16 protein-coding genes are annotated in these 17715 nt (G+C 62.2%); 2 read left to right on the forward strand and 14 right to left on the reverse strand.

The window, feature by feature from the left end; all coding sequences use genetic code 11:
- Positions 1 to 67: 67 nt before the first annotated feature.
- From leuA to H3S97_RS02890, 14 genes are all read right to left on the reverse strand, one after another.
- Positions 68 to 1978 (reverse strand): 2-isopropylmalate synthase, encoded by a 1911-nt coding sequence (gene leuA / locus H3S97_RS02825; protein ID WP_198219545.1) that lies wholly within the window; start codon positions 1976 to 1978, stop codon positions 68 to 70.
- Between the two features lie 263 nt (positions 1979 to 2241).
- A complete protein-coding gene (locus H3S97_RS02830; RefSeq protein WP_198177187.1) occupies positions 2242 to 2862 on the reverse strand; it encodes a DUF5701 family protein in 621 nt (206 codons plus the stop codon).
- Between the two features lie 41 nt (positions 2863 to 2903).
- Positions 2904 to 3992 (reverse strand): aspartate-semialdehyde dehydrogenase, encoded by a 1089-nt coding sequence (locus tag H3S97_RS02835; protein WP_198183158.1) that lies wholly within the window; start codon positions 3990 to 3992, stop codon positions 2904 to 2906.
- 14 nt (positions 3993 to 4006) lie between these two features.
- Positions 4007 to 4570 (reverse strand): ACT domain-containing protein, encoded by a 564-nt coding sequence (locus tag H3S97_RS02840; RefSeq protein WP_015022547.1) that lies wholly within the window; start codon positions 4568 to 4570, stop codon positions 4007 to 4009.
- Positions 4567 to 5400, reverse strand: coding sequence for an aspartate kinase (locus H3S97_RS02845; protein WP_198219546.1), 834 nt, complete (start codon positions 5398 to 5400; stop codon positions 4567 to 4569). Before H3S97_RS02845 ends, H3S97_RS02840 begins: the two co-directional genes overlap by 4 nt.
- A 128-nt stretch (positions 5401 to 5528) precedes the next feature.
- Complete coding sequence (gene recR / locus H3S97_RS02850) at positions 5529 to 6131, reverse strand: recombination mediator RecR (protein ID WP_015022549.1); 603 nt, start codon at positions 6129 to 6131, stop codon at positions 5529 to 5531.
- A complete protein-coding gene (dnaX, locus tag H3S97_RS02855) occupies positions 6131 to 9079 on the reverse strand; it encodes a DNA polymerase III subunit gamma/tau (protein WP_198219547.1) in 2949 nt (982 codons plus the stop codon). Before dnaX ends, recR begins: the two co-directional genes overlap by 1 nt.
- 70 nt (positions 9080 to 9149) lie before the next feature.
- A complete protein-coding gene (locus tag H3S97_RS02860) occupies positions 9150 to 9545 on the reverse strand; it encodes an Rv3654c family TadE-like protein (RefSeq protein WP_198219548.1) in 396 nt (131 codons plus the stop codon).
- Positions 9546 to 9548: 3 nt separating this feature from the next.
- Positions 9549 to 9866, reverse strand: a complete 318-nt coding sequence (locus tag H3S97_RS02865; protein WP_052690793.1) for a TadE family protein — start codon at positions 9864 to 9866, stop codon at positions 9549 to 9551.
- A gap of 46 nt (positions 9867 to 9912) precedes the next feature.
- Positions 9913 to 10149 carry a DUF4244 domain-containing protein gene (locus H3S97_RS02870; protein ID WP_198219549.1) on the reverse strand — a complete coding sequence of 79 codons (237 nt, stop codon included), beginning with the start codon at positions 10147 to 10149 and terminating at the stop codon, positions 9913 to 9915.
- Positions 10150 to 10480: 331 nt separating this feature from the next.
- Positions 10481 to 11023: a type II secretion system F family protein gene (locus tag H3S97_RS02875; RefSeq protein WP_198219550.1), complete on the reverse strand. Its 543-nt coding sequence runs from the start codon at positions 11021 to 11023 to the stop codon at positions 10481 to 10483.
- Positions 11014 to 11676 (reverse strand): pilus assembly protein, encoded by a 663-nt coding sequence (locus H3S97_RS02880; protein ID WP_198219551.1) that lies wholly within the window; start codon positions 11674 to 11676, stop codon positions 11014 to 11016. Before H3S97_RS02880 ends, H3S97_RS02875 begins: the two co-directional genes overlap by 10 nt.
- 12 nt (positions 11677 to 11688) lie before the next feature.
- The gene (locus H3S97_RS02885) at positions 11689 to 12687 is read right to left on the reverse strand and encodes a CpaF family protein (RefSeq protein WP_408610413.1); all 999 of its coding nucleotides are present in this window, start codon (positions 12685 to 12687) and stop codon (positions 11689 to 11691) included.
- Positions 12688 to 12773: 86 nt separating this feature from the next.
- Positions 12774 to 13595 carry an ATPase gene (locus H3S97_RS02890; protein ID WP_198219553.1) on the reverse strand — a complete coding sequence of 274 codons (822 nt, stop codon included), beginning with the start codon at positions 13593 to 13595 and terminating at the stop codon, positions 12774 to 12776.
- A gap of 731 nt (positions 13596 to 14326) precedes the next feature.
- Between H3S97_RS02890 and H3S97_RS02895 the strand changes: the two genes are divergently transcribed.
- Positions 14327 to 16573, forward strand: coding sequence for an RNA degradosome polyphosphate kinase (locus tag H3S97_RS02895; RefSeq protein ID WP_198177172.1), 2247 nt, complete (start codon positions 14327 to 14329; stop codon positions 16571 to 16573).
- Between the two features lie 61 nt (positions 16574 to 16634).
- Positions 16635 to 17714, forward strand: a complete 1080-nt coding sequence (locus tag H3S97_RS02900; RefSeq protein ID WP_198177171.1) for an NUDIX hydrolase — start codon at positions 16635 to 16637, stop codon at positions 17712 to 17714.
- Position 17715 lies beyond the last annotated feature (1 nt).

Consider the following 17715-nt stretch of genomic DNA (forward strand, 5'->3'; position numbering starts at 1 on the left):
GGTCCGACCCGGGCGTAGCTGTGCGTCCGGATCGGACCTGAATGACGGGTATTGGATTTTCTGGCCCTCAGCCGCGCTGGAAGCGGTTGAGCGCCGAGATGATGGCCTTGAGGGAGCTGGTGGAGATGGACGAGTCGATGCCCACACCCCAGATCACCCGGGACCTGGCCGGTTCGCCCACCTGGCATTCCACGTAGGAAGCCGCCAGAGCATCCGTGCCGGCGGTCATGGCGTGCTCGGCGTAATCCAGGACCGAGACGGTCTGGTCCAGGGACTTGAGTGCATCCAGGAAGGCCGCAATAGGACCGTTCCCATGTCCCTGAACACGACGACGCTCCTCGGGATCGCCCGGGGCAAGCCCACGGTCCAGCAGGGTGGCATCCAGGACTGTGTCGGAACCGTCCTCGCCGGAGGTGACTGCCACATTCAGCAGCTTGAAGCGGCCCCACTGCTGCAGGGTCTCGTCGCGCTGGTCGGCCATGGACTCGCCGCCGACCACGCTCCCGCCGGCCTCCACGGGCAGGTACTCGTCCTTGAAGAGCCGCCAGATGTCGGCATCCTTGACCTCGCGCTTGGTCCTGTCAGCATAGCTTTGGACCAGCCGCTCGAACTCCACCTGGAGGCGCTTGGGCAGATCCAGATGATGGTTGGCCTTGAGCAGGTAGGCCATGCCGCCCTTGCCCGACTGGGAGTTGACCCGGATGATGGCCTCGTAGTTGCCGCCCACATCCTTGGGATCGATGGGCAGGTAGGGCACCAGCCAGAGGAAGTCGTCGGGGTTGGCGTTGGCGCGCAGTGCCGCCTGCTGCCGGGCATCCAGGCCCTTCTTAATGGCATCCTGGTGGGAGCCGGAGAAGGCTGTGAAGACGAAGTTGCCGACGTAGGGGTGCCGCTCGGAGACGGCGATCTGATTGCAGTACTCCACCGTCCGACGGATGCCGGGCATGTCGGAGAAGTCCAGCTGGGGGTCGATCCCCTGGACCAGCAGGTTCAGCCCCACTGTGCAAATGTCGACGTTGCCGGTGCGCTCGCCATTGCCCAGCAGACAGCCCTCCACCCGGTCGGCCCCGGCCAGCAGGCTGAGCTCGGTGGCAGCCACAGCCATGCCCTCGTCGTTGTGGGGGTGCAGGGAGAGCACCACCGCATCCCGGTCCTTGAGATTGGTGGATATATACTCCACCTCGTCGGCGAAGACGTTGGGGGTGGTCATCTCCACGGTGTTGGGCAGGTTGATGATCATGGGGTGCTCCGGCGTGGGCCGGATCACGTCGATGACCGCGTTGCAGACCTCCAGGGAATACTCCGGCTCTGCGCCGGAGAAGGACTCGGGCGAATACTCATAGGAAAGATCAGTGCCCCCGGCATCAGCCTCCAGGGAGCGGCAGAGTTCGGCGGCGTCGGTGGCCAGCTTCTTGATCCCGGCCTTGTCCTTGTGGAAGACGACCTCCCGCTGCAGGACCGAGACCGAGTTGTAGAAGTGGACCACGGCCCGCTTGGCCCCACGCAGGGCTTCATAGGTGCGGCGAATCAGGTGCTCGCGGGCCTGGGTCAGGACCACGATGGTCACGTCGTCGGGAATCAGCTCGCGCTCGATCAGGAGGCGGATGAAGTCGTAATCGGTCTCGGAGGCCGAGGGGAAGCCCACTTCGATCTCCTTGAAGCCCATGGAGATCAGCAGATTCCAGAATCTCAGCTTACGCTCGGAATCCATGGGGTCGACCAGGGCCTGGTTGCCGTCGCGAAGATCGACCGAACACCAACGGGGCGCCCGCTTCAGGGTCTTGCCCGGCCAGGTGCGCTGCGGATAGTCAAAGGGGACCTGCTTGTTGTAGGCCACATATTTGTTGTAGGGCATGGCACTGGGCTTCTGCGGCGAACCCACGAACCTGGGGGGAGGCAGCAGCAGGTCGTTGTTCCCTCCATTGGATGCCGCGGCCTGGGCCGCAAGATCAAACACGGATGCACGATCCTGATCCATCTCTCCTCCTTCTTTCGTTCGTCGGAAACCACAATGTCACCCGGCCATGGGTGTTCGGGCAGACCAAAACCGTGCCGGGGGTGCCATTATTTTACCGGAGGAGAGCCGGGACATGCGGTCCGGGTCCGCATTCCGACGCAGGGGAAGGCGAGCGCACAGAGCCTGGCATAATTCGCAAGGTTGCCAAGGGTGCGAACACTACACAATGCAAGCACTGACAGAGTGCTCACTGCATAGGATTCATAAGATTCGGTGGAAGAGATTCACTGGAAGAGGGAGACGCCGCGACGGCCCTCGCAGTAGGCGTTGCCCAGCCAGGTGTGGCGCGAGTTGGGCCAGACCGAACCCAGACGGGGTGCGTTCTGGCTCATCCAGATGCTGGGCACGCGCCCATCGGCGCTGTGGGAACCCAGCAGGTTGAAGCCGTTCTTGACCGCCAGCCAATCGGGATGCTGGGTGGCGATGGCCAGACCCTCCTCCAAGGTCAGGGGAAGACGATCATCGGAGTCGATCAGCTTGCGGGCCACATCAGGCTCACGGTTGGTGTAGCAGGTGCCGGTATGTGGCTCCAGAACGAGGTAGAAGGGCCCCTCCGGCGGCTCGAACCCGTTCTGGGGCAGGAAGCTGGCGATGTCGCGCGGCGGCATAGTGGTAAAGCCGGCCATGCGATTGATGCTGGTCCGGGCGATCAGCGACTCGGGTGAGACCAGCTCCCTGGTAGGGATGAGCAGGATCTGCTCGCCCAGCTCAGTGGACTCCAGCGCGGAGATCAGGGGCTGGGCCAAGGCTCTGAACGCGGCGGCGCTGATGTCCGCCACATCCGGATAGCCCAGGGCCACGATCCGATCCAGTTGCCGCTGCACTTCTTGGGAAGATCTGGTCATGGTCTCCAGTCTAATCGGTGCCCGCAAGCGAACCGGGCATCTCAGATCCTGTCGGCGAAGTGCTTACGGACGATCAGCTCGGCGATCTGCACTGCGTTGAGGGCCGCCCCCTTGCGCAGGTTGTCGTTGGCCACGAACATGGACAATCCCCTCTTGCCTTCCACGGCCTGGTCCTGGCGGATGCGGCCCACGAAGCTGGGGTCCTTGCCGGCTGCGTCCAGAGGAGTGGGTATTTCCGCCAGGTTCACTCCGGGGGCCTTGGACAGCAGGTCGCGGGCCTGGTCAGGGGTGACGTCGTGCTCGAACTCGGCATTGATGCTCATGCCGTGGGCTGTGAAGACCCCTACCCGCACACAGGTGCAGGAGGCGGCCAGATCGGGCAGGTGCAGGATCTTGCGGCTCTCATTGCGCAGCTTCTGCTCCTCGTCGGTCTCCCCGCTGCCGTCATCGACCAAGTCGCCTATAAAAGGAACAGCGTTGAAGGCGATGGTGCGCACCACCTTGGTGGGCGGGGGGAACTCGATGGCCGATCCGTCAAAGACCAGCCGGTCAGCACCTTGCTCCACGGCCGTTTTGGCTTCGTCGCGCAGCTGGAGTACGCCGGCACGACCAGCCCCCGACACAGCCTGGTAGGAGGAGACGATCAGGCGGCGCAGACCGTATGCCTTGGCCAGGGGGCTCAGCACCGGCATGCAGGCCATTGTGGTGCAGTTGGGATTGGCCACGATCCGCCTGGGGATAAGGTCCAGATCCTCGGGGTTGACCTCAGACACCACCAGGGGGACCTCGGGATCCATCCGCCAATGGGAGGAGTTGTCGACCACGTAGGCTCCGGCCTCAGCGAAACGAGGAGCCCAGGTTCCTGAGGTCGAACCGCCGGCGGAGAAGATGGCCAGATCGATACCGCTCAGGTCGGCCTGCTCCACGTCCTCGACCGTGATGGTCCTGTCACGCCATCGCAACTGTTCGCCGGCAGACCGGGAGGAGGCCATGAATCGCAGGTCGGCCACGGGGAAGTCCCGTTCGTCCAGCATGCGGCGCATGACCATGCCTACCTGGCCGGTGGCGCCCAGAACGGCAACATTGATGCCACGGCGACCATTGTTCGCCAAATCAGCCTTATCCGTCATTGCTCTCTCTCCTCTCAGCGACCCGTGCCGCCATAAACGACCGCCTCTACCTGATCGGCATCCAAGTGGAAGGCCGTATGGATGGCCCGTACCGCCTCGTCCAAGTCCTGGATGGGCACCAGGGCGGAGATGCGGATCTCGGAGGTCGAGATCATGAGCACGTTGATATGCCGGTCGCTCAAGGCCCGGAAGAAGGTGGCGGTGATGCCTGAGTGGGTCTTCATGCCCACCCCTACCAGGGTCACCTTGCCCACCTCGGGATTGATGTCGACCGAGCGGAACCCCAGTTGCTCACGGGAGTCATCCAGCATGGGAACCACCTGATCAGCCTGGGCGGACGGCAGGGTGAAGGAGATGTCCACGGTTCCGGTGGCCGCCCCAGCCTGGACGATCATGTCAATGTTGATGCCGCCCTCGGCAAGGATGGTGAAGAGCTGTGCGGCCACGCCGGGTCGGTCGGGCACAGCCCGCAGGCTGACCTGGGTCTCGCTGCGGTCGTGGGCAACCCCTGAGATGATAGGTGACTCGGGGCCGTTCAGGTCCGGGAACAAGTCGCCCATGGATTCGCCGTTGGTCATGACCTTCCTTCCGTCAAATCCCGCTGCCTGTCGGTGTGCGCAGCGGGGCGATCCGGCAGCTGGCCGGTCTCCAGATTGGGAATCTTGTCGACATCGACATCGTCGGGCATGATCAGCGTGCCCGGACGATGGGAAAAGGAGCTGCGCACATGGATGGGCATACGGAAGCGCTGGGCATACTCCACGCAGCGCAGAGCCAGCACCTTGGATCCGCCGGCCGCCATCTCCAGCATCTCCTCGTATGAGATGCGAGCGATTCTTCTGGCGGTGGGCACAATGCGCGGGTCGGCGGTAAAGACGCCGTCCACATCGGTATAGATCTCGCAGACATCCGCCTTGAGTGCCACAGCCAGGGCCACAGCCGAGGTGTCCGATCCGCCACGGCCCAGGGTGGTCGCATCGCCGTCGGCGTTGACCCCCTGGAAGCCTGCCACAATCCCCACCTCGCCTCGGTCCAAAGCCTTCATGACCCGCTGGGGGCGGACATGGCGGATGTGTGCTGCACCGTAACGTGCATCAGTCATGAACCCCGCTTGCGAACCTGTGAAGGAATGGGCATGCTCGCCTTGTGCATGGATACTCATGGCCAGCAGACTCATGGAGATGCGCTCCCCCGCCGTCATGAGCATGTCCATCTCGCGGGCCGGAGGATTGGAATCCACATCCATGGCCTGATCGATCAGATCGTCAGTGGTGTCCCCCATGGCGGAAACCACCACTGCGATGTCATTACCAGCGCGCTTGGTATCAATGATGCGCTTGGCCACACGCTTGATGGAGTCCGAGTCCGCCACTGAGGACCCGCCATATTTCTGAACGATAAGTGCCACTGCTGTTCCATCCCGCGACGGTTAAGCCACTAGACCATCATCTGCAACATGTTGATTATATGGATTATACGAACGACACCGTTCTATCAGACCCTCTCCACCAACATGCGAAACAATAACTGCAGGCCTTACAGATCGCGACGGCCAGATATTGCCCGGCCGAGGGTGATCTCGTCAGCGTATTCCAGATCACTACCGACAGGCAGACCGCTGGCCAACCTGGTGACCCGCAGATCCAGCGGACCCAGCAGCCGTCCCAGGTAGGTGGTGGTGGCCTCACCTTCGATGTTGGGATCCAGGGCCAGCATGACCTCCTTGACCTGATCGGTGCCCAACCGCTTCAAGAGCTCGGGAATGCGCAGATCTCCCGGCCCGACGTTGGACATAGGGTCGATGGCCCCGCCCAACACATGATAAAGACCCCGGTATTCTCCGGTACGCTCGATGCTCATGACGTCCTTGGGCTCCTCGACTACGCAGATAATGCTGCGGTCACGTCGCGGATCCTGACAGATGGGGCATGGGCTGGTCTCGCAAACATTGCCGCAGATCTCGCAAAACCGAACCTTCTCCTTGGCCGCGACGATGGCATCGGCCAGATCCTGAGCGCTGCGCCGATCGGCTCCCAGAATGTAGAAGGCGATGCGCTGTGCGCCCTTGGGACCAATGCCCGGCAGCTGGGCAAAGGCATCAATCAGCTCTTGAATGGCCCCATCATAGGTAGCAGCCATCATTCACCTCCCTGTCGCTGCGCCTGTTCCTGCCGGCGCTTTTGGACGTTGATCGGATTCTGGGGATCGTCAGCAGCAAAATCCTCCACCTTGGTCACATCGAACATTTTGGTCAGTTCATCCTGGTTCATGGCATTGTCCGCCCCGAGCCTGGCATCGTCCATGGAATAGACATCGTCCTCGGGATCCACGGAAGGCCTCGAAATCTGGGAGGAGATTGAGGCAGACGACGCTCCATCCTGGCCAGAACCGCCAGAGGCTGCACTAGCGAAGCCTGCTGGCATCTTCCTGTCATCAGATCCGGATGCATCTGCCATTGCCTGAGGACCATCCGGGCCACCGACAGCATCGGAACTGTGTTCGTCGCTCTGCAGGTCCGGCGAAATTGATACGCCAGTCGCCATGGCCCCTTCATCGGAAACCGATTCGGTCCCCAATACCGGAGCCGAGGCTACACCCGTAGCGCTTCCCTGACCGGACGAATCAACCGACTTCGAAACTTCAAGCCCCTGATCCGAAGCTTCATGGCCCTGACTGTCGGAGGACTCTGCAAAGGCTGCGGCGTTGGTCCCGGAACCGGGCACGGCCCAAGGATCCGTGTCATCGCTCATGTCCGGCAGAGCTACCTTTTTGGACTCATGGTCTTTCCGTCCATCGGATCCGTCGTTGCCCTCACCGGGCTGCCAAGTCTTTTGCGGCGCATGAGTCGCTGGCATGGGGTGGGCCCAGGGATCATCGTCAGGCAACACGGTAGAAGCCGTTGAGCCAAAGCCTGCCGCCGGCAGCGGTTCCGGAGACGATTGGACCGGACCGCCGACCGGGTGGTGGGCGTCGTCGGAATTCCCGTCGCCTGCAGCTTCCCCAGGGGTGGACCTTCCCTCCGGCGCTGATGCCGATGTTCCGGTCTCACCCTGATGACCAGCCGAGGCCGTCATCTCCCTAGGGGCATGCCCCTGCTCCGTGGCTGCATGAGGCATGACCGCCGCTCCAAGGTTCATGGTGGCCAAGCCGGCCCGCGCCAGAGCCACCTCCTTCTTGACCTCTGCCCGACGCTGCGGAGACATCCTGTTGACGGACTCCACCGTCTCGCCGTTGGCAGCCGTCCCTGATGGGGCGATCATGGTGGCCTGTCCAAACTCCTGGCGAGCGCGGACCATGACGATACGCGGCACCTTGGTCTCCCCGTCAACCGACTGCGCAGCCACGGCCATGGCGAAGGCATGCTGGCTGAGTGGACGGTCGAAGGTCATAGACAGTCGCTTGCGACCGGAGGGGTCTGCTTGCATGGCTACGGTAGGCACCCGGTCCCGCACCACATACTGGCGTACCTCATCGGGTAGGGCAGCCACCAGGGCATCCCAGCGCTTATCCAGTTCCGTACCGGTCGGCACCTCGTTTGTCTGCCCTTGCGTAGCCTCCTGTTGGGCCGACCGAGGCTGTTCAACAGATCGGGCGGGCCGGACAGGATTGGGTGATCCGGCCTGCCCCGCCGGCCGTCGAGTCGCCGAGGAGGGGGCTTCCTTGCGCTCGGATTGGGCAGACCCTGAGCCGGAATGGGTGGGCCGTCCTTCGCCCTCTTGCTGTCCTTGAGCAGAGGAATCGGAATGGGAACCGGCCATGTTCTGCGGCCCGGCAAGGGTCGTGGGTGCTGCAGCAGACGGCGAGCCTGCCCTGTCAGGCTGTTCGGGGCGTTCAGCCCCGTCAGTACGACCAGATTGGGATGCTCTGGACGGCCGACCATTCTGCTGAGACCTGCTGGCGCCAATGAACCCGCCGCGGGCGGGCGACGGGGCTGCACCAGCGCTGGAAGCTGCCGCTTCGGCCGGTGCCTGCTCCATAGGTTCGCAGCCAATTGCCAGCAGCCTGGCGGCCAGCAGCTCCAAGCGCATCCTGGGCGAGGTGGCCCCGTTCATTCCCGCCAGCGCATCATTGATGATGTCGGCCATTCTGGTCAGGACCTGCAAATCCAAAGCATTCGCCTGACGATGCAGATCGGCCACCTGGTCGTCGTCAGCATCCTCGCTAAGCACGCTTTCAGCCCGTTCTCCAGCCAGTTTGAGAACCAGCAGGTCGCGGACATGGGCCAGCAGATCCTCAACGAAGCGCTGGGGTTCAAACCCGCCGACGACCACCTTTTGAATGACCCCGTAGAGGCCAGCTCCATCGTGGGCGATCAGTGCATCCACAGCTTCGCCGATGAGCGCGGCAGGAGTGAACCCCAGCAAAGCAACCGCAGCATCATAGGTGATGGTGTGCTCGTCAGCGCCTACCATGAGCTGATCCAGCACGGAAAGGGTGTCACGCACCGATCCGCCTCCGGCCCGCATGGCCAGCTTGAGTACACCGGGCTCGGCCTTAATGCCCTCCTTATCGCAAATGCCCTCCAAGTAAGGCCCCATGACTTCCTGAGGCACCAGACGGAAGGGGTAATGGTGGGTACGGGAGCGGATGGTGCCAATCACCTTTTCCGGCTCTGTGGTGGCGAAGATGAACATGACATGTTCCGGCGGCTCCTCGACGATCTTCAGCAGGGCATTGAATCCTTGCTGGGTGACCATATGAGCCTCGTCCAGAATGAAGATCTTGTAGCGGTCACGCACGGGGGCGAAGCCTGCTCGCTCCCTGAGTTCCCTAGCATCGTCAACTCCATTGTGGCTGGCGGCGTCAATCTCCACCACATCGATGGAACCAGGGCCTCCTGTGGCCAGATCCCTGCAGCTGTCGCATTCGCCGCAGGGATGGCTGGTCGGCCCCTTGGCGCAGTTGACGCAGCGGGCAAAAATCCTGGCACTGCTGGTCTTGCCGCATCCCCTGGGGCCGGAGAAGAGGTAGGCATGGGTCAGCCGGTTCTCATCCAGAGCTCGGGTAAGGGGCACCGTGACCTGCTTCTGACCGATGATTCCGTCAAAAGTGTCAGGCCGATACCGCCGATAGAGTGCTAGTGCCATGGTTCAAGGCTATCCATTTCTTTAGACACGTTCACTTTCCTTCCTAGGGCTTTCGCCCCGCTTCCTCCTCTCATCCACAGGGCTCGGGGCCTGCCCGGGCAGACTGGACCAGACGGGGTATCATCGGGACTCCGGTGTCTACACTCACCGAGACCCTCACATCGCCGCCATCCACCTGACAGTCCGTCATGACCCCACGGTTGAGATGGGCGACCCGGGAAGCCAGAGTACAGGGCTTCGTCTGTCCTTCATCCAGGGCAGAAGCTGCAGCCAGAGCCGAAATATCGGCGCCGGTGCGTGCACGCGTCCGACAGATCATGAGATTGCCCAGCAGCGCCGCCAGAACCAGACCCAGGCCAACCAGGGCCATCAGCATGATGCCCAGAACCGTGCCGGAGCCCGGATCCGAACCCCTAATCCATGAACCTGCACGCTCGACTCGCGTCTTTCTGGCATGTTCGGGCATGACTCATTCCTCCAATATGGCTACGGCGTCGCCATGGACCTGTGCAGGCAGCACGCCCATGGGGCCGGAAACCACTGGGCATGACACCCTGACTGCCGTCTGTCCGGCTGATGGACTCAACCTCACCTGGGCATGTGGCCCAGCCATCCTGTTCACCAGCTCCTGGGAATCGCCCTTGCCCTGGGTGACGATCAGGTCTCTGGCAGCCGCGTTGGCTGCATCCTGACAGACCATGCCGACCCTGATTGTCTGGGTCAGCGTCAGCAGTATGAGAGCCAGAACCATGACAGCGGGAAGAACGATGGCGAACTCGGCTGTCACCGTACCGTTATCGGATCGCCACCGTCGTCTCCGCTCGGACCGTCTTTCAGCCGACGGCACTGAGTGCCTTCTTCACCAGTCCCATCAGCAAAGTGCGTGTGGAAGAGGATTTGACGATGGCCAGCAGTACACCGGCCAGCGTGGCGGCCACCACCATGATCACGGCATATTCAGCAGTGATAGCCCCCGATTCAGGCCTGGCCAGCACCACGCTCAGCCGCGCATGCAGGGTGCGCACTCCAGAATCCACAGCCTGGCTGATGCGAACATACAAAGCCGTCATGTACCGGTTAGAACGCTGCCTTATTCTTTGCAACAACCCGGATCCAGCACCTGCAGCAGGCCATGTCGCAGCCGGCACCAACTGACCTCCTGCCTGCCTGTTCTGCAGATGGAAGACCGTCGCAACCTCCTGTGAATATGTCATCGTTCTCACCTTTGCCTTTCCTTGTCTTCCCCGCCCCGGCGAATGGCCGTTCCTCAGGGAATCGGCATCCGGTACCTTTCACTGTGCCCGTTCCTGTCCGCTTCGGTCGACTTGTCAGATACATGTGGACGAGCGGAGCTTTGACCGCCAGCCTGTGGACAACTGTGCCCGCAAGAGCTCCATACCCTCAGGACATCCCACCCGCAAAAGCCGCAATACAGGGAATGACTCCGATCAGCACGAAGGCCGGCAGAATGCACAGCCCTGTCGGCACCAGAAGCCTGACGGTGATCGTCGCCGTGGCCCGGGCCAGCACGCTGCGGGCACGGTGATCCAGCTGGCGCATGGTCGTCTCGATACGTGTTAAAGGCGATGATCCCAAACGCCAGGAGGGCTCCAGACAGTCAGCCAGGACCTGCATGGACCGCCCGTAATCAGGATCGCCAATCGCTCCTGACCAGGACAGATCCCATCCGTTGCCACCTGCGAGCAGGTGAGCCACGCGAACCATTCGAAACCCATAAGGTCCTGGCAGCAGACTGCCAACCACACCCAGGGCCCTGGGCAGGGAGGCCCCCTGACGAACAGCGACTCCCAGCAGGGCCAGCACCAGGCTCAAGGGCGGCGGGGAGACCTGCTCATCGACTAATCGCTCACTCGAGCCGTCGAATTCCATAAGCAGAAGGGCCATTATGGTCGACAGAGCAACAATCAGCGGTTTCAGATCCATAGATCCTCCCTGTCCAGATCATTCATCAGCAGATGCATCCAAACCAGACCAAGAACATAGAAGGCCGCACCAAGGATCAGGCAGATGGTTCCCGGGCCTGGGCGACATAGGAAGGCCAGTGGTCGCGCACCCATAAACTCTCCCATGATGATTGTCAACGCTGGCAGGGTCGACAGGAGACGAATCGTGGCCTTGGGCACAGCAAAGGCTTTTTCCCGGGCCTCATCCAGTGCCGCCCGCCGCCTCTGCATGGCTGCCACGGTCCGCAGCCCATCCGAAGCCCGGCAACCCAGGATGGCGCTGAGCCCATAGCAGGCCATCAGAGCCTGGGCCATAATCGTCAGAGTCGGCCCCCGTTCCTGGGGCAGGCATCGGTTCTCCAACATGGCCATGACATGTTCCGGCGTGACCTCCCGGGTGGCGAAACGTCGCCCGGATGCCTCCTCGAAAGCCTCTACCAGACCTCCTCCATTGTCGACATAGGCAAGCAGGGAAGTGATCAGCACCGCCATACCAGGCCGGTCCGACTGTGCGGAGGGCCTGACAGACATGGCCTTCAGTCTTGTAGCTGCATCGCCGCTATGCGCAAGCAGGGCCAGACAGGCAATAGTCGTCATCATCGCAGCCAGCCAGGCTGCAATCTCGTCATTCATAATCCACCTCAACTAGGGATCGCTCGCCGAGGCGCTGGTCACAATGCCCCACCGCCTGGCAAACTTCGACCAAGCCGTTCCGTAAGTAGCGGTCCCTCGGCCCGTCCAGGTACAGACGGCCTCCCCGATAAGCCGACCGTCGGCGGCAGTTGTCAGTCGGCCAATCTGAGCGATATGTCTATGGCCGCCGGAACGTTCCAGATGGACAACAACGTCAAACGCCCCTTGGGCCAGAGCCGCCAGTGCCTTCGGCTGCAGCCCCGCCAGCAACCCCAGGGTTGCCAGTCTCGCGGGAACACGTTCCACGTTGTCGGCATGCAGAGTCGCCATGCCGCCCCGATGACCAGAATTGAAAGCCCGCAACAAATCAGCTATCTCCTCACCCCGGCACTCACCCAGGATTATCCGATCGGGCCGCATGCGCAGTGTGGCCTTGACCAGGTCGACCAGCCCCACGCCCCCTGCCCCTTCAACGTTGGGCTCTCTTACAGCCAGGGAAACCGTATTCCTGTGGCCGGCGATACGACCAAGCTCACGGACTTCCTCCACAACGACCAGCCGCTGCTCCTGTGGACACATGCCCAGCAAGGCCCGCAGGAGCGTGGTCTTGCCGGCACCCGTGCCACCGGTCACCAGAATGCTGGCCCGATTGACCACCAGCGCCCGAAGGATGAAGAGCCAGCTGGCGGGACACAGTCCGGCAGCAGCCAGCTCCTCCAGGCCGGGCGGGTGCCTGTTGGGCAGTCTGATGGAAATGGCGGCACCCTCGGGGACAAGCGGGGCCAGCACGGCGTGGACTCTGATCCCCTCCCTGCTGGAAGCATCAGCCATGGGGCGAGCATCGTCCAGGCGACGCCCCAGCTGAGCACATAACTGCACAGCGAAGTCCCTTACAGCTCGAGGTCCAGTAAACCCGGGCCGAATCAGAACCTCCTCCATGCCCGAACCCCGGTCGATCCAGACATCGCCCTGCCCGGTCACCGCGATATCAGTCACCGCAGAATCGCTCACCAGCCCATCCAAGTAGCCGAACGTAGGCGGCTGAACCGAATCTTCATCGGGGAATGAACCTTCAAGGATTTCCCCACCTCCCCTGCTCATTTGACAGCCTCAGACCGAGTCAATCCGCGAGAAGAGACCGGCTCTTCCTTTCTTTCGCCGACGACGACCATCCCCGCGATCCGCTCCACCAGGGGTTGAAGGGCCCGAGCGTAAGCACGAGGGACCCGTTCCAGGCCACGACCATCCAGAACGGATGCCGACAGCTTCGGCTGTGGCTTGAGGACCACGTCCACCGATCGGCCCAGAAACTCCTCCGCCTGTTCCGGGTCGACGCCATGGCTGACCCGATGCTGAGTGGGCATCATCCCAATCAGAGCCATGGGAGGTCTACAGGAGACCAATTGACTGTCCTGGTCTCGATCACCAGCACCTCTGCGGCCGTTCAGAGCATGGAGAAGCGCCTTCGCCCGCGCAAGGCCCAGCACGGTCATGTCCACCATCAACAACGAAGGAAGTCCCTTCAGCGAGCGCAGATTACCCAGGCCCTGGCCCCGACCGGCATCAATCAGCAGGAGATCAGCAAATCCAGCCATAGCGCTCACGGCTGCGTCCACGTCCCACCAGCCCTGTGGCAGAGCACTCCAGGGATCGTTGCTGAGCAGCGGGATGCCATCCCAGACCGGCAGCTCTTCACGGAGGGCCTGAGGATCCACCCGGCCCAGGGGAGCGCGGATCCGTCCCAGCCGCATTCCAGGCGCCCCCTCGATGCCGACCAGGACATCCATCCCTCCGCCATCCAGGTCCAGATCCACCAGAGCGCATGACAGGGCCATGTCCCGAAGCTGTTTGGCCATCAGGGCCGTCATGGTCGTCAGCCCAATGCCTCCCGAGGCTGAGAGAAAGACCAGCCCCGTCATAGCGGACCCATATTCTGCTTCTGAGCCACTCCGTCCGATGCGGGCATCTCCGCCCGCCGCCCTCTCTGGCCGGTGTTCCAAAGACGACCCGACTGCATTAAAAGAGCGAGGAGTCCATTCAGGCTCCCGCCCTTTCATGTGGCCTTTTATCATCGTCGGCGGTCTGTCTATGCTCATTCCAGTCATGGCTACCAGTACACCCGCCTCCTGGCATAAGCACCAGTCCACGGAGCCGATGTGGTCGAACGACCGTATGCTTCCACATTGCTGCTCCCTCTCTGTGCACAAATGCATCAACACCGCGACACGCCTCGAATTGCAGCATTTTTGAGACCATACCCATGAAAGGCCACAGATGCTCACATGGAAGCGACAGATTCCTCCAAAACCGGCGTATTCGACCTGCCTGAATGCACGCAATCGCACAAAAGACCAAGCCTGTAGCCTTCTGCGCTCCAACGGGATGAACATGCTTGCCATCGGCCTCGAACCTGGCATAATAGCTTATACAAGGACGGTTCGAGAGCACGGAAGCCCACAAAGTGTATGGCCACTAGGACCGATACGTTGGACGGGTGTATAAGACTTGACCGTTGCAACGATGATGTTGTGCAGAGATTCCATCTGGACCGACCTTGTGGGAACGGCCTCCTGCGGGGGGCCGTTCCTATTTATCCACAAGCTTTATCAACGATTGCAGAGGACGGCACCTGCGAATAGAGTGCTATGGTATGGTTCAGAAATTTGACGCACCCTCCAAGGCCTTGCTACGCAGCCAGATCGCGGAGCATATTGCCGAGACCGACGGCCAGGCACGACATGTATCCAGGCACTCGGATCACCCGGTCTCGCCCTTGCCTGAGGACCGCTATTTCGACCGGGAGCTGAGCTGGCTCAAGTTCAACAAACGCGTGCTTGAACTGGCCGAAGACGAGAGCGTGCCACTGTTGGAGCGTGCCAACTTCGCCGCCATCTTCGCCAGCAATCTCGATGAGTTCTTCATGGTCCGCGTGGCGGGTCTGAAGCGTCGCGTAGACACCGGCATCGCTGTGACGGCAGCCAGCGGAATGAGCCCTCGCCAGCAACTGAGGGCCATCTCCGAGCAGGCGCACAAGCTTCAGGACGAGCATGCCCACTATGTCATCGACCACATCCTGCCGGATCTGGCCACCGAAAGCATCATTCTGCTGAGCTGGACACAACTGAGCAGCCAGGAGCAGGAACGGCTCACCAACTTCTTCCGCAACCAGGTCTTTCCGGTGCTGACCCCGCTGGCTGTCGACCCGGCCCATCCCTTCCCCTATATCTCAGGCAACTCCCTGAATCTGGCGGTCCTGGTGGAGAACCCGACCTCGGGCAAGACCCACTTCGCCCGCGTCAAGATTCCTGACAACCTCTCCCGTCTGGTTCCTGTGGACGATCTGACCGATGAGGAGGGCCGGGAAGAACGCTACGGATTCATCACCATGGAGAACCTGATCATCGCCCACTTGGAATACCTCTTCCCAGGCATGATCATCAAGGAGGCCCGCTCCTTCCGCGTCACCCGCAACGAAGACATTGATGTGGAGGAGGACGACGCCGAAAACCTGCTCAACGCCATGGAGAAGGAACTGCTGCAGCGGCGGTTCGGACCGCCCATCCGCCTGGAGATTTCCGACTCCGCTTCTCCCTTCCTCTCCCAGCTGCTGGCCAGCAAGCTCCGGGTCAACCAGGAAGAGGTCTATCGGCTTCCAGCCCCCTTGGACTGCACGGTCCTGTTCGAGCTGCAGTCCATCGACCGGGCGGATCTCAAATTCCGTCCCTTCATTCCCACCACCAACCGACAGATAGCCGAGGTGGAATCCAGCCAGGCCCAGGACATCTTCGCGGCCATCCGCGAGCATGACATCCTCCTTCACCACCCCTATGACTCCTTCTCCACCTCGGTCCAGGCCTTCCTGGAGCAGGCGGCGGCCGATCCGCGAGTGCTGGCCATCAAGCAGACCCTCTACCGGACCTCGGGCAACTCGCCCATCATCAATGCCCTGGTGGATGCCGCGCACGCCGGCAAGCAGGTCCTGGCCCTGGTCGAGATCAAGGCCCGGTTCGATGAGGAGGCCAATATCGCCTGGGCCCGTCAGCTGGAACGGGCCGGCGTCCATGTGGTCTATGGAATCGTGGGGCTCAAGACCCACTGCAAGCTCTCCCTGGTGGTCCGTCAGGAGCAGGACGGCCTGCGTCGTTACTGCCACGTGGGCACCGGCAACTACAACCCAAAGACCGCCCGCCAGTACACCGACCTGGGCCTGCTCACCTGCGACCCGGTGGTGGGGCAGGACCTGACCCGGCTCTTCAACCAGCTGTCAGGCTATGCGCCCAAGTCCTCCTTCCACCGTCTGCTGGTAGCTCCACGCACGGTACGCTCGGGGCTGCTGCAGCGAATCGCCCGCGAGGAAGAGACCGCTCTGAGCGGCAAGCCTGCGTGGATACGGATCAAGGTCAACTCCCTGGTGGATGAAAAGATCATCGACGCCCTTTACCGGGCCAGCCAGGCGGGGGTCCGCATCGACATCGTGGAGCGGGGCATCTGCGCCCTGAAGCCAGGTGTGCCCGGGCTGAGCGAGAATATCCGAGTCCACTCCATCCTGGGACGGTTCCTGGAGCACAGCCGTATCTTCGCCTTCGCCAACTCCCAGGGTCCCCAGATTGGCGAGGGCCCCCTGGCCGGGCCGGAGGTCTGGATAGGTTCTGCCGACCTGATGCACCGCAACCTGGACCGCCGTGTAGAGGCGCTGGTCCGCATCACTGCGCCCGAGCAGGTGCAGGGACTGATCGACTACGTGGATCTGCAGATGGCCGACAGCACCAGCTCCTGGCACATGCAGCCTGACGGCACCTACGTACGACACAGCCGGGATGATCAGGGTCGGCCTCTGGTCGATTCGCAGGAGTATCTGATCGACCGTCACGCCCGAACACCCAGGGCCAGGCGATGATGATGCGCCTCCAGGCCGGCAGGTCCGCCGCCAAGGTGGACAATAGGAATGGCACCCAACCATGAGCAGGACGGTCGAGGCAGCCGGAGCCATCCTCTACCGGTGGCGCACAAACTTCCAGGGATGGATGAAATTCAGCGACGACGGCCGGGCAGCCCCTGGAGCCAGCCCCCGATCCGACCTCGATGAGCTGGAGCTCTGCCTGGTCCATCGTCCCAAGTACGACGACTGGAGCTGGCCAAAGGGCAAACTGGAAAATCGTGAGACCCACATGCGGGCGGCCGTGCGCGAGGTCGGTGAGGAGACAGGCTGTCTTGTCCGGCTTGGGCCCTATCTGGGGGATGCCGAATATCCGCTGAACAACGAGGGCCGGCGCAGGGGCGGCAAAGGCGGCAGGCTCAAACATATCTGCTACTGGATGGCCACACCGACCGACCCGGAACATGCCGCCGGTCAGAGCGCATTGCTGGGGCCCATCCACCGGCCTGATTCCAGGGAAGTCGACCAGATACGATGGGTCGGAGCCTCCGAAGCCCGCAAACTGTTGACCCACCCCAGCGACAGAACCATACTGGACGCCTTCGTGGACCGGGTGGAGCAGGGCGGCATCCGGGCTCGTCAGCTGATCATTGTCCGCCACGGCAAGGCAGTTGCCCGGAAGGAGTGGACAGGCAAGGATGCAAATCGTCCTCTGACCCCCAAGGGCGCTGGCACCTCCTACGCCCTGGCTCGGGAACTGGCCTGCTTCGCGCCCGACCGCCTCCTGTCCTCCCCCTGGATCCGCTGTGTGCAGACATTGCGACCCTACGCCGACGAAGTAGGCTTGCCCATGGAGATGGTGGCCTGCCTGACGGAGACCTCCTACCACCGACGCCCGGACCAGGCCCACAGCTGGCTGGACAGGCAGATGGCCGACCTGCTGACAGGCAACCGGACCACCATGATCTGCATGCATCGCCCGGTCCTGGGAGGTATCTTTGAAAAGCTGCGCGGGCTCTGCTCCAGCGGATCGCTGTCCAAACGGCTGCCCGACGACTCCCCTTTCATGCCCACCGGCAACGCCATCGTCCTCAGTCTGACCGGCAATCCCAATCATCCGACCATCATCGACATACAGAAGGTGACTCCCATTGTCTACTGAC

This window comes from Bifidobacterium choladohabitans (assembly GCF_016102005.1).
Classification (GTDB): domain Bacteria; phylum Actinomycetota; class Actinomycetes; order Actinomycetales; family Bifidobacteriaceae; genus Bombiscardovia; species Bombiscardovia choladohabitans.